Origin of the sequence: Bartonella sp. HY406 (assembly GCF_025449315.1) — a bacterium.
GTDB lineage: Bacteria > Pseudomonadota > Alphaproteobacteria > Rhizobiales > Rhizobiaceae > HY038.
The window spans coordinates 160,301-173,543 of sequence record NZ_CP104893.1 but is presented as its reverse complement, the minus strand read 5'-3'; the positions used below and the strand labels follow the sequence as shown (position 1 = coordinate 173,543).

The 13,243-nt window shown below is 41.0% G+C and carries 10 protein-coding genes; 5 read left to right on the top strand and 5 right to left on the bottom strand.

Annotated elements, in window-relative coordinates; translation table 11 throughout:
• The first annotated feature begins 613 nt into the window (after positions 1-613).
• Positions 614-2,074, top strand: coding sequence for a phospholipase D-like domain-containing protein (locus tag N6B01_RS00710; protein WP_262079446.1), 1,461 nt, complete (start codon positions 614-616; stop codon positions 2,072-2,074).
• A gap of 14 nt (positions 2,075-2,088) precedes the next feature.
• On the opposite strand, the gene N6B01_RS00705 is transcribed toward N6B01_RS00710, so the two are convergent.
• From N6B01_RS00705 to N6B01_RS00685, 5 genes are read right to left on the bottom strand one after another with little or no spacing between them, the layout of a single operon-like run.
• The gene (locus N6B01_RS00705; RefSeq protein ID WP_262079444.1) at positions 2,089-3,273 is read right to left on the bottom strand and encodes an NnrS family protein; all 1,185 of its coding nucleotides are present in this window, start codon (positions 3,271-3,273) and stop codon (positions 2,089-2,091) included.
• Positions 3,274-4,008, bottom strand: coding sequence for an ATP-binding cassette domain-containing protein (locus N6B01_RS00700; protein ID WP_262079442.1), 735 nt, complete (start codon positions 4,006-4,008; stop codon positions 3,274-3,276).
• A gap of 4 nt (positions 4,009-4,012) precedes the next feature.
• Entirely contained in the window at positions 4,013-4,861 is an 849-nt protein-coding gene (locus N6B01_RS00695) for an ABC transporter permease (RefSeq protein ID WP_262079441.1), read from the bottom strand.
• Entirely contained in the window at positions 4,858-5,856 is a 999-nt protein-coding gene (locus N6B01_RS00690; RefSeq protein WP_262079440.1) for an ABC transporter substrate-binding protein, read from the bottom strand. Before N6B01_RS00690 ends, N6B01_RS00695 begins: the two co-directional genes overlap by 4 nt.
• Positions 5,857-5,903: 47 nt before the next feature.
• Positions 5,904-8,156 (bottom strand): TonB-dependent receptor family protein, encoded by a 2,253-nt coding sequence (locus N6B01_RS00685; RefSeq protein WP_262079439.1) that lies wholly within the window; start codon positions 8,154-8,156, stop codon positions 5,904-5,906.
• A gap of 581 nt (positions 8,157-8,737) precedes the next feature.
• On the opposite strand from N6B01_RS00685, the gene N6B01_RS00680 reads away from it, so the two are divergent.
• From N6B01_RS00680 to N6B01_RS00665, 4 genes are all read left to right on the top strand, one after another.
• Positions 8,738-9,955 carry a lytic murein transglycosylase gene (locus tag N6B01_RS00680; protein ID WP_262080690.1) on the top strand — a complete coding sequence of 406 codons (1,218 nt, stop codon included), beginning with the start codon at positions 8,738-8,740 and terminating at the stop codon, positions 9,953-9,955.
• Between the two features lie 68 nt (positions 9,956-10,023).
• Positions 10,024-10,248, top strand: a complete 225-nt coding sequence (locus N6B01_RS00675; protein WP_262079438.1) for a hypothetical protein — start codon at positions 10,024-10,026, stop codon at positions 10,246-10,248.
• 389 nt (positions 10,249-10,637) lie between these two features.
• On the top strand, positions 10,638-11,939 hold the full coding sequence (locus tag N6B01_RS00670) for an MFS transporter (protein WP_262079437.1): 1,302 nt from the start codon (positions 10,638-10,640) through the stop codon (positions 11,937-11,939).
• 11 nt (positions 11,940-11,950) lie between these two features.
• Positions 11,951-13,135 carry a M20 aminoacylase family protein gene (locus tag N6B01_RS00665; RefSeq protein ID WP_262079436.1) on the top strand — a complete coding sequence of 395 codons (1,185 nt, stop codon included), beginning with the start codon at positions 11,951-11,953 and terminating at the stop codon, positions 13,133-13,135.
• Positions 13,136-13,243 lie beyond the last annotated feature (108 nt).

Sequence of the window (13,243 nt, the reverse complement as noted above, 5' to 3'; positions counted from 1 at the left end):
ATGATTCACTCATGCCGATAGCCTCTCAAATTAGAAATAAATTGAGATAACACCAACAAATCAAATAATATTATTATATAGTCAAATATAATAACGAAGCTCAAACCTATAAAATAGTATAAATTAAAATTGAAAACAAAATTTACATTATAAAATGTAGAATAATAGGTAAATCAAAAATATAATTAAAAATATAACTATAATTATTCGATTTATATTATAAGTATTAAAAAATAAAAGCTTATAACTATGACTTTAATAATTTGTATTTCAAAAAGATTTCTCATCCAAGCTACTTATATTCAAACGAATAAAAGTCATATTGGTTCCACTGGACTCAAAATATTGATTTTTTGGTCAAAAATTGTAGTAGAGCAGATTTAAAAAATCGGGACTGCTTCTTAAGGTTTATTTCAGAATCTAATAAACTACTAAAATTACAATGTCAAAGGATATTAGCCATATTACTAATATTTAATATACTTGTTAACAATGAGGCTGCTTGTAAAGATGGCTATTGCCATGTTATAATATTGAAAATGCAAGTAAACTGCTGCTCATCACAATGAAGCACAGCCAAAGACAACGATATCAAATTTTGATTGAGAGCCTTATGACTGAACTAATTCTCCATTATTGGCCCCATATTCTTGCAGTTTTATCAGTTGTCATGGGTTTAACCGCTGCAATTCACGCAACAATGACCAAGCAAGAAGTGCGCACCGCTATCGGCTGGGTGGGCGTTATCATCCTTTCGCCTATTTTGGGAGCGGTTATTTATGCGATTATTGGCGTTAATCGTATAAGACGCAAAAGCGTTGACAGCCAGCGCCGTAAAGTCAATGAAATTGCGCATTTTCACTTCAGCGATTATGCGGTTGATAAGTCACTAATCGAACAAAATTATCAATATTTCGGCGCAGCCATGAGCCGTCTTGGCGATAAGGTCAGCCGCTGCAATCAAACAAGCGGCAATTATATTGAAGCATTAAACGATGGCGATCTTGCTTATGAAGCTATGCTCGATGCTATAGCTAATGCCAAACGCAGCATATTGTTAGAAAGCTATATTTTTGACCGCGATCCTATAGGAATAAAATTTGTAAACGCATTGGCTAATGCGGTAAAGCGCGGCATAGCAGTACGAGTTTTAATTGATGCAGTTGGCGCGCGCTATTCTTTTCCAAGTGTCGTGCATTTGTTAAAACAACATAATGTTCCTGTTGATGTTTTTAACGGCAATATTATCATCGGCCTGCGCCTGCCTTACGCCAATTTACGCACCCACCGCAAAATCATGATAGTTGATGGCGCAATTGCCTTTACGGGCGGCATGAATATTCGCGTTGGGTTCTCGCATCTTTTATCAGGGGATCAAGCTTATAACGACACCCATTTTCGTATTGAGGGACCAGCAGTTGCCGATCTTTTTCATGTTGCAACCGAAGACTGGATTTTTACCACCAATGAAAAGCTTACTGGGGCTGAATGGGCTATTCCCCGCCCTACCCTTGCACCAGGCCAAGGCAAAATAATCCGGATCGTTCCATCAGGTCCTGATCGCTGCATTGAAACCAATCATAAAATGCTCATTGGCGCCTTTTCGTTAGCACAAAAACACATCCGTATTAAAACACCGTATCTTTTGCCAGATCGTGAAATAATAAGTGCTCTTGTAACAGCGGCACGGCGCGGAGTTAGGGTTGATATAGTTATACCAGGCGAAAACAACCTAAAACAGGTTGATCGTGCCATGCGCGCGCAATTTGATCAATTATTGCAAGACAACTGCAATATTTGGCGAGCCGGTGGTACATTTAATCATTCTAAGCTTATGGTGATCGATGACAAATGGGCTTATGTCGGCACGTCCAATATGGATGCGCGTTCATTGCGATTGAATTTTGAAGTGGATATGGAGGTTATGGATTATCAATTTGCGCAAGAAATTGCCGAAAAAATTGATAACTCTATGCAAGACGCCCAACAAGTTTTGTTGCAAAACCTTATAAATCGTCCATTTACTGCCCGCCTTCTTGATCGGGTTATCTGGCTTTTTTCACCCTATTTATAGATACAAGCCACCCCTTAAGGATGATGGAGTGGGTGGCGCAAAAGTGGCACATAAGCAAAAAGCCATAAAATAAAAGCAGCACTCCAAAACAGTGATGACATCATATATTGATAATGGGCGAATGGAAAACCATCAATGAGTTGCGGCAAAACACGCATGATTCCGGCAAGACAGATCGCCCAAATGCTAAGTTTTGCTTGCCAAGGTATAATCGTCAAATCACGACCTGAATGGCGCAAACCAGCAATAATAAGCACCGCGATAACTGCTAGCCCTAGGGTTAAAATTGTTAAAACATGCAAACCAAGATAGGGCGATATTGAAGGATAGAAGCCCGATAATCCAATCAACAACAATCCAAGACCTGCACTTAAATTGGCCATGAATAAGCATAGAATTTCTGTTTTAAACACTGCCCGCCCTATAAACCATTCTGCCAACCGGTCGAAAAAAGCTGCTGCGGCTGCAAATGCCAAGTAATATTGCATCATTGAATCGGGCAAGAAAAATGCAACCACACCATAAAAAGCGGTTAAAAAAGCAGCAAGATTTCGTCGTCCTGGATGCGGGCGATAGGGACTGGATTTACCACTTGGATCAAGAGCAAGATTAACCACAACAATATGAATACGCGAAAGCGACAGAGAAAACAAAATTACAAATACTAAAATTTCACTATTAAGCGCGCGGCTTGCAAGCAACACATCCTCATGCCACCATGCCCATTTTAAACAAAATTCAACAATAATTAAAATAATCAACCAAATGGCAAATGAGACTGCTCGCGTTTGGCGCTTTTTTATGATTGGTTTTAGGATAAGAAACAATAAAAGTATTAAAAAAGAAAAATCAAAAAAACTGGCAACAATCATTAAATGGTCAATACCAAACAGACCAATTAACCTCGCTGGCAACCAAAGAATAAAGAGTAAAAATAAGGCTTTACCATGAACTGGTTTGGTGTCAGTCCATTCAGCAACGGCAGAGGTTAAAAAACCTGCAAGGGCGGATGAAAAAAAGCCAAAAATCATTTCATGACCGTGCCATTGTTGTGGCACTATATAATCGCTAGCGGGAAAAGAAAGCCCATAACCAACAACATAGATAAGTGGCATTAATGCTGCATAAATCGCGCAAATCGGGAAAAAGAAAAAGACACCTTCGGAAAAAAATGGGCTTTTAAATAGTTTTGCTCTCATCTAAGCCTCCGTTTGACCATTGAGCAATGCGCCAAAGGCAGGATCAACACGATAGGCTTCCATCATTTCAAAAATATCACGCTCACTGCGCTCACCCGCAATACCGGCAATATTGCGCTCAGTTATTATAGTGGCTGGTACACCACCAATTAATAAAAGCCGGTTAGCGATGCGCAAAGCTTCATGGAGATCATGAGTGATAAACAAGCCACAAAAACCAAGACCTTTTGCTTGTTGAATGATAATGTCTTGTAAATTGCGCCGCAGCCCAATATCAACGGCTGAAAAAGGTTCATCAAAATAGATTATATCAGGCTTAATGGCCAAAGCTCTTGCAACCGATACTCTTTGGCGCATACCGCCCGATAAAGCGGCGGGATATTTAAGTAGATCATCTTGGCTAAGGCCAACAGCTGCCGCCATTTTAACCACGATAGCGCGTTTTTCTTGGCGGGATAAATTATTTTTTATACCATAAGCAATATTATCAAAGGTGGTTTTCCAATTTAACAATCGCGGTTCTTGAAATACCACCGCTTGACGTTGATAATTGCGAATAATTTGCCCCTTAGTTGGTTGATGAAGCCCTGCTCCCATCTGCATCAATGTCGTTTTGCCTATGCCAGAGGGGCCAAGAACCGCAACGATTTCACCATCACATATCGAAAAATTTATATTTTCAACAATATTGCGGCCAAGATAGGCAAAAGCAACGTCTTCAAACAGAAGTTTCATGGCTTTAATCCTTCTTTATCGCTACAGTATCGTTTTCGCTTTTCTTTACGCCCCATGGCTCATCAGCGTGGCGCCAGTTTTCCAATAATTCACGGATGGGATGAATAATGCCAAATTCTGTAATCAAAGCAAAAATAACCACCACCATTATAACAGCCGTTACCTTTGGAACATCAAAAGAGGTGCGCGCTTGCGCAAGAATACCGCCCAAACCACCGCTATAACTTAGTAATTCTGCCATGACTGCCACTTTCCACGCACTACCAGCCGAAAGCGACCAAGCTGGCATGACATGAGCCACCATTTGCGGCAAGGAAATTGTTCGTAAACGCTTAAACCAACCAATGCCGAAAGCACGTGCCATAGCATCAAGATTACGATCACGCGTTGCAATTCCTTGTGCGCTACTCATAAAAATTAATGGAAAAGATGCAACGGCAATGATCATAATCACCGATCCACCCGATGCCTCAAACCAAATAATTGCGAGTACAATCCAGCCGATAGGCGGCACTCCAAGTAATATTGTGATAATAGGCCGCATAAGCCGCATGGCAGCAAAGGAATATCCACATAATAAGCCGCCCAAAGTACCAATTAGAGCCGCACATAAGAAGCCATAAAGAGATCGCCATGCCGTTAATTTAGCCGCATCAACAAAGCCATCTTGCTTGATTAATGCAAGCAAACTTAAAAAAGTTTCCTGTGGTGAGGGCAGTACAAAACTGCCATAAAGTTCATGTGCCAATTGCCAAAAGGCTAAAAAACAAAAGAAACCAGCGAGGCCGGCAAAGCCCCCCCAAAAATAACGGATAAGCCATGAGAGATGCGACATAATCCGATAACGTATCATCCGGCAAAAAAACCATCATCAGGCAGTTTTCCGCCTAAAATATCGGGGTTTTGCTGCAATAATAAGCTGAATAATTCCTGCAAAGATGACTTACTTTCGCGCCCGCTATGTACGACAAGATTACTATGCGGCAAAGCTTTTTCTATAAGATTTGCTGGAAAATCGAGATATTTGGCAGCACTTTTAGCGGCCATTTGTGGATCTTTCAATATTTTCTCGGTTGCCAATTTGAAAATATCATTAAGACGCGTGATTTTATCATCTCCTTGTGCGCCTTCAAATCCTTGGCCAACTAAAAGGCCGGCTTGCGGTAAAATTTTACTTCCCGTCACCTTTTGCCATAAGTCTTGAATATCAAGGGCGCGAACCAAATCTTTATGGGCAGTTTCACTCATTGCTATGGCTGCACTGGTTGCTGGCTCAACCAAAACCGCAGCATTAACACGCCCCATCATTAGCATTGGAATAGCCTCTGGTGGGCTACCAATATAGCTAATGGAAATTTCATTTTGCCCGATATCATGAGCTTTTAACACCGCTTGCATAACAAGATCTGGCATATCATTTTTGAAAGGAACCGCGAGCTTTTTGCCCTTTAAGTCCGCAAGTGATGTAATATTGGCATCCTTTTTGGCAACAATATATAAAAGCCCATCAGTTAAAATATTGGCAAGCCGCAGCTTTACCCCCCGATTATAAAGATTAGCACCACTATAGCTTGGCATAATCGCCATAGTAATTTTGCCTGAGGTTAAACCAGCACGGATTTGATCGGGGCTATTCCAAACTTTAAACTGACAATTGGGAATAAGCTCGTCAAGCATGCCACTAGCAATCGCAAAAGCTGGGATAAGCGATGGCGTTGCTGGCGGGCCCCAAATAATGTTGGCCGCCTGCTCTTCACTTGTTTGCGCCAATACCTGTCCTATATTGGGTAGGATTATAGTACTTGTGGCCAAACCTAAAAGAACATGACGTCTATTCACCTTAAACATGATACCCTATTCTCCTTTGCACATGGCCATTAGGACTATTTCAGTATTTAGAACGAAGCCTTGATACCTGCAAAAAAACCTCTGCCATCACCTGGTAAAAAAGCCGCTTGGTCAGGTCGTGCAGAATCTGCAATAATGGTAGAAGACGCATATTTTTTATCAAATAAATTGGTTATTTCGCCAAATATTCTGAAATTTTTGTTGATTTGATATTCACTGCGCAAATCCACAATTGCATAGGCGTCATTGTAAAGCGTATTCATATTATCAACTGGAGTTTTGCTTGGCAGCCATCGCACATTGGTTTGAATAATCCATTCATCGATTGGCTGATATTGTAACATGGCATTGATAATATGGCGCGGCGCTCCAGCAAGATAATTATTGCCGCGTAGCGCATCATCATGAAAACGGAAATTTTGGTAAGTATAGGCCAAACGCCCCGAAAATTGGTTGGTAAACTGTGCACCAAGCCCGATATCAATACCAAAATGACGCGTATCATCAGCATTGACGGCACCAAGTGGTGCGCCGCTCACATCACGCAAACTCAATAATTCATTATCCACCCATGAATAATAGCTAGATAGATCAAAGGAGAAGCGATCAAACCGACCACGCCAACCAGCTTCCACTGTTGTTGCCTTTTGTGCATCAAGATCAGGCGTTGCAAAACTTGCATAGGATACAAAAGGCGTTGCTGGATTAGGGCGACCAGCGCTCGAATTTGGAGTGCCATTAATTGTCGCGATCAGATCATCTTGACTTGGCGGCTCGAAATTATGGCTAACGGCTACATAAGCAGTTTGTTCATCGGAAATTTCATAGCTAAGCGCAAGGGCTGGACTCCAACCAGAATAGCTATGCTTATAACTTGTATCGTTTGCCGCAACCGCACCATTAGGTAAAAGACGATCAGGCATGCGTGGATTATAGGCAATGGTTGGCCGCCTTACTCCATCATAACGATCATCATTATCGCGGGTGGCATGTGCAAACGACACAGATGGCGATAATGTCCATTTTTGCGCAATTGGCACATTTAAACCTGCAAATAGTGATAGGGTTGTTGAATCTAAATCATTGGCACCAAATTTTGCACCTTTACTGCCTGATTGATTAAGATAGTAATCACGCTCCATCGAACCCGTTGCATAAAGCAATGACAATTCGAAAAGGGGTAAAGCTTTACTTTCATCAGGGCTATATGCATAATGAGCAAGAGCGGTAAAGTCGCCACCTTTTGATTGACGCACGCCGGCTGAAACGGGAAAGCGAAACATATCATCACTATAGCTATAACTAAAAGCCACATCAAAAAGATGCGCACCCATTTCAAAACTGGTACGATTACCAATAAGATATTGAGTTGCTTCACGCTTTGGGCGATCACGCCAAACATTAGGACCGGGGTTAATTGCGCCATTTGGTGTTAGCGTTGGCCCAGACCAATTGGTTTGAGGGCGTTTTTTAAGCATCGTTTTATTAACTGGCCCCGCAACATCAAAATCAAGATCGGTATAACCTGCAAAAAAACGAGTTGTTACTCTATCATTGATACGAAAACCAATATTACCACTGATGCTCGTTCGCTCTGAAGCATTATAATCGCGAAACCCATCGCGCTTGCTATGATCGACTTGTATAAAACCATCATAATTATCTTTGGCAAAACCAAATTGGCCACCCAAATTATATTGACCAAAACTACCACCACTTGCGGTAAAGCTTGCGCCTTGCTGGCTTAAACCTGTGGGCGACACCATATTTATAGCACCGCCAAGCACTGTTGCGCCAATGCGATTTGCCATATACCCACGGTAAGCCTCGATAGATTGCGCTTGACTAGGATTAGCAAGCCCAACAATGTAAGATCCATCGGCGCGATTGAGCGGCAAGCCATTTTGCAGCATTAAAATACCGCGCTCTACAGGATTTTGTTGCAGGCCAGAGCCACGAATTTGAATACGTGGCTGATCGTTACCACCAAAGAAATTTTGAATAACCACACCTGGCACCTGCTCTAATGCACGCGATAAGGTAAGATTGGCTGACGTTGGCATATCATCTTGCGACACAAGATTAACGCCACCTGGCATTGCTTGGAAACGACGTTCAACCTCAGCTTCACGACCATTGTTGCCATCAATAACAACAGCATCAAGAACGATTGGGGCACCAGGACTTGCGGTTTGCGCGGTCGCCAACCCTGTTGACAATAATAGTGCAACTAAACTTGTGGCAAATAACGATTTATGGCCCAAATGGGTTTTTGAGCCTTGCTTGATGAAATGAGGCACCCCTACTCTCCTTACCTACAAAATTATTTGCAATAACGGAATGAATAAAATGGACATATTTCCAAATCAAACGAGGCAACACATCACTTACGCATCAACCAATTTTGCAAATTTTTACCAATAATGACATCAAACTTTCCCTCAAAAGCCCGTCGCAATTAGCGGCAAAATTTTAATTAAAACAATAATCTCAATCTCTACTTTGTCTTTTTATAATAATAGTTGTATTTTTTTCTCAACAAATAATACAAGCCCTTAAGCATAAAAAAATGTGCCAAAAAGGCGCATGTCATCAATTACACACAAAATTAGACTAGATTTTAACAAGTGTATGTTTATGACTTGATTTATTTCAATTATCCAAAAAACGCTATGAATTGACGCGTACATCAAGTGAAAAACAAATGTTTACTTTGAAAACCACGTTTAAATCCTGTATTATATGAATAATATGCAATTTTATAAACGGATTAATAACTCTTGCTGTGGGATGATAGGTTTGATCATTGCAAAAGAGGATTATCATGAAAAAATTTTGGCATAGGAATGGAATACAAAGCCAGCATGATGCGCCTACCACTATGGGTATATCGCGCCGCCAATTGGTCATTGGTTCAGCTTTTGCTATATTTGGTGCAAGTTTTGTTGGTGTTTCGCCGGCTTTTGCCGATGCAGGTTTTTTGCGTTGGATTGAGCAATTTCGTAGCACTGCTCGCCAATCGGGCATAAGTGATAAAACTTTCAATCTTGCCTTTCGCGGCGTTACTACGCCAGATCCTGAAGTCTTGAAAAAGGCGGCATGGCAACCTGAATTTAAAGATCCGACATGGAATTATTTTGATAATCGTGTTCAAGATGAAGCAGTAGCTCAAGGACAGGCCCATGGTCGCCAATGGGCAAAAGTTCTCAATGTTATTGAACAACGCTTTGGTGTTAGCCGTTATATTTTGCTCGCTATCTGGTCAATGGAATCAAATTATGGCGCAGCTTTAAAGCGCGATGATATCATGCGTGATGCTATACGCTCACTCGCAACCCTTGCCTATGGCTATCCCAAGCGGGCAAAATTTGGCCGTACGCAATTAATAGCAGCAATGCAAATCTTGCAAAGTGGTGATATTGACCGTTCACATTTAACTGGTTCTTGGGCTGGTGCTTTAGGACACACCCAATTTATTCCAACCAGTTATTTAGACTATGCTGTTGATATTGATGGCGATGGCAGGCGTGATATTTGGAATTCTATTCCTGATGCATTGGGAACTGCGGCTAATTTGCTCCACAAAAATGGTTGGCAGAGTGGCAAAACTTGGGGCTATGAAGTTATATTACCTGCCACCGGTAAATTCCCCGGTGGATCATTACGCCTTGCTGAATGGCAGCGTCTTGGCTTGCGCCGTGCTAATGGCTCAGCATTTCCTTTTCCTAACGATTCAGCAACTCTTAAATTACCAGATGGACGTGAAGGGCCCGTATTTTTGGTGACTAAGAATTTTAATGTCATCAAACGTTATAATTCAGCTGATCGCTATGCCTTTGCAGTCGGCTTATTGGCTGATAGAATTGCTGGCTATGGTGGTTTGGTGCGTGATTGGAGCCGGCCCTTTACGCCCATTAGCATGAGCGAGCGGCAAGAATTGCAAAATCATCTTAAAAGCCTTGGCTATTATAATGGTCCAATTGATGGGCGCATTGGCGAAGCTTCAAAAACAGCCATTCAAGCTTTTCAAAAGCGCAATGGTTTGAAAGCTGATGGCCACCCAAGCCGTGAAGTTTTAAGTGTTTTAAGACGGCGATAACCGCTAAAACACAATTTTATACGAATAGACTGTCATAAATTGGCATTAGGGTAAATGAATTAATCCCAATGCCATTTCATTTTGAAAAGGAAGCAATCATCCGATTTATTGTTGCCATTTTCGCCATCTTTTCTGGTCTAGCACTTATAATTTGTACAAGTCTTGCTATGGCACCTATTTTAGAAGAAGGTGTTAAAAAAGATAGTTTTTACGCTTGGTTTTTACCCACAGATTTGCAAAATTTTCCTATTCCCTCACATAATATTATCAAACCAATTAGGCTTTCTTTTTAAATATTTGAGGTGACCAGTTTCGAATATCGCGTGGTAGAGTTTAAAACCACCCTCTCGCTGTCAGAAATTATTAATTTTTATAAGCAAAGATTTCAACTTAAATACTGTGAAATCCACCCTCATAAATTTGAGCTAGAATCCTACCATTACTGTTTATTCTACAATGAAAATGACAATAATGTGCAGTATGAATATAGCCTATTTATAAAACAACAAGGCGATTATTATCGGGTGCAAATCAATTGGGGCGAATATGGTTAAAACAATCTATATTGAACCAATAATCAATAAAAATCTTAATCCCTTACGAATTGATTTTATTTTTTTAATTATTCTATATAAATTATATCTTTAGATGAACTCTTAATTAAAAAAGATATTGGGGAACTATGGTACATTCCAAAAATGGAGTACAGACAACGACCAGTTCTGCGCTCAAAACAAAATCTGAAAAAACCAAGCTGATTGTAGCAGCTAGTATTGGCAATTTTTTGGAAATTTTCGATTTTACCGTATATAGCTTTTTTGCTGGTATTATCGGACAAGTTTTCTTTAAATCAGAAGACTGGTTGACATCGCTTTTATTTTCGGTTGGCGTTTTTGGTGTCGGCTTTGTTATGCGTCCGCTTGGTAGCATCATGATTGGAGCTTATGCTGATCGCAAGGGCCGAAAAGCTGCTATGCTTTTGACAATTTTGTTAATGGCTTTAGGCAGTGCTTTGATTGGTTTTGCCCCGCCTGCTTCGGCTATTGGTATTATGGCACCGATTTTATTGGTCGTTGGTAGGCTATTGCAAGGATTTTCTGCAGGCGGCGAAATTGGTGCAGCAACAACATTGCTGATGGAATCGGCAGAACGTCATCAACGTGGCTTTTTTGTTAGCTGGCAATTTATCGGTCAAGGCTTAAGCTCTCTAACCGGTTCGCTCATGGCGGCTAGTCTAACAGCAGTATTATCGACGGAAGCCTTGCATAGTTGGGGTTGGCGCGTGCCTTTCATCTTCTCGTTGCTTATTATTCCTGTAGGGCTTTATATTCGTGCCCATATTAATGAAACCTTTGAAGCGGAAAGCCACACACAACAAAGCAGCCATCCTTTCGCAGTTTTGTTAGACAAGCATTTGCTACAAACTTGCCTTGGCGTTCTTTATATTTTACCTGTCACTGCGCTTATGTATATTTTGATTTTCTACATGCCAAATTATCTTAAAACAGTGACGACTATGGGAGAATCGCAGACTTTTCTGGTTACCAGCTATGCCAGTATTGTTATGATAATCTTCTCAATTATTTCTGGATTTTTATGCGATAAGTTGGAACGGCGTAAGCCAGTTGCACTGATAATTTTGCTCATTGCGCTTATAGCTAGCTTTTTTGATTTTTATTTTGTTGCAACACCAACATTATTCTTCATTTTCCATACCATCGGCATTGGTTGCCTTGGCCTTCTTATGACATTTAGCGTTTTAATGATTATGGAAGCTTTTGAGCGGTCAATTCGTGCAACTGCAACGGGAGTGATCTATGCTTTTGGTGTTACTATTTTTGGCGGCACAGCACAAATCATTGTGACTTGGCTTTTAAAAATATCGGACAAAAATATCATGGCGCCATTTTGGTATCTCGGGTCAGCCCTCATTATTGGTATTATCGCAGCTTCACTGTTTCATGAAAAACGTAACAAACGATAAGGTTTTGAACTATGAGTACAAAGCAAAATTTTCCTAATATTCAAAACATCCAAGATCATATCATGCGCTTTAATGATGATATGGTTGCTATTCGCCAAGATTTACACGCCCATCCAGAACTTGCCTATGAAGAGCATCGAACCGCAGATATTGTATCGAAATTATTAAAAAGTTGGGGCTATGAGGTTGAAACGCAAATTGGCAAAACTGGTGTTGTTGGCCAACTAAAATGCGGCAATGGCACCAAAACCATTGGTCTGCGAGCAGATTTTGACGCTCTACCGATTGAAGAGCAAACCAACCTTTCTTATTCCAGTAAAAATGCTGGAAAGATGCATGCTTGTGGCCATGATGGTCATACGGCCATGTTATTGGCGGCGGCTCGTTATTTTGCCGAAAGCAAGAATTTTGATGGCACAGTTAATCTGATTTTTCAGCCCGCAGAAGAAGGTTATGCCGGCGCAAAAGCCATGATAGATGATGGGTTATTTCAAAAATATCCATGTGATAAGATTTTTGCATTGCATAATTGGCCGGATGCGCCAATTGGCTACATGGGCAGTAAAGTGGGTACTTTCATGCCGTCTAGCGATACGGCTAAAATAATCATTCACGGCAAAGGCGGTCATGGCGCATTGCCTGAAAAAGCCATTGATCCTATTGCCATTGGTGGCATGCTCATTAATGCGCTACAAACAATCGTATCACGCAATGTACCACCTTCTGAAGCGGCAGTAGTAACCATTGGTAGTTTTCATGCAGGTTTTGCCGCCAATGTTATTCCTGATAGTGCTGAAATGCTGCTGACAATACGCTGTTTCACCCCACAAACTCGTGATTTACTACAAGAGCGTATCGAAAAAATTGCAAAAACGCAGGCTGAATGTTTTGGCGCAACAGCAGAGGTTATTTATAAGCGCGTCTACCCTCCGCTTGTTAATCATCAGGCAGAAACCGAATTTGCGCTTGACGTTGCCCAAAATGCCTTTGGTGACACAATGGTCAATCGCGATATGCCAAGAGTTTCCGGTAGTGAAGATTTTGCTTTTATGCTTGAAGAGCGTAAAGGCAGCTATTTAATGATTGGCAATGGTGAAAGTGCGCCTTTGCATAATCCCAACTATAACTTTAATGACGCACTCATCCCACTTGGTGGCAGTTATTTTGCTATGTTGGTTGAAAGCTATCTGCGTTAGGTCTTTTTAAAATTGTAAAATAATGTTGCTTGGTGTTGGTGGTTTTATTTGCAACCAACACCCCTTGCAAGGATTAGGAAAACGGCTGCCGATGATATAAGGATAGCG

Coding starts and splice junctions, on each gene's coding strand:
- N6B01_RS00710 (WP_262079446.1), top strand. CDS start 614: ATGACTGAACTAATTCTCCATTATTGGCCCCATATTCTTGCAGTTTTA.
- N6B01_RS00705 (WP_262079444.1), bottom strand. CDS start 3,273: ATGAGAGCAAAACTATTTAAAAGCCCATTTTTTTCCGAAGGTGTCTTT.
- N6B01_RS00700 (WP_262079442.1), bottom strand. CDS start 4,008: ATGAAACTTCTGTTTGAAGACGTTGCTTTTGCCTATCTTGGCCGCAAT.
- N6B01_RS00695 (WP_262079441.1), bottom strand. CDS start 4,861: ATGATACGTTATCGGATTATGTCGCATCTCTCATGGCTTATCCGTTAT.
- N6B01_RS00690 (WP_262079440.1), bottom strand. CDS start 5,856: ATGTTTAAGGTGAATAGACGTCATGTTCTTTTAGGTTTGGCCACAAGT.
- N6B01_RS00680 (WP_262080690.1), top strand. CDS start 8,738: ATGGGTATATCGCGCCGCCAATTGGTCATTGGTTCAGCTTTTGCTATA.
- N6B01_RS00675 (WP_262079438.1), top strand. CDS start 10,024: ATGCCATTTCATTTTGAAAAGGAAGCAATCATCCGATTTATTGTTGCC.
- N6B01_RS00670 (WP_262079437.1), top strand. CDS start 10,638: ATGGTACATTCCAAAAATGGAGTACAGACAACGACCAGTTCTGCGCTC.
- N6B01_RS00665 (WP_262079436.1), top strand. CDS start 11,951: ATGAGTACAAAGCAAAATTTTCCTAATATTCAAAACATCCAAGATCAT.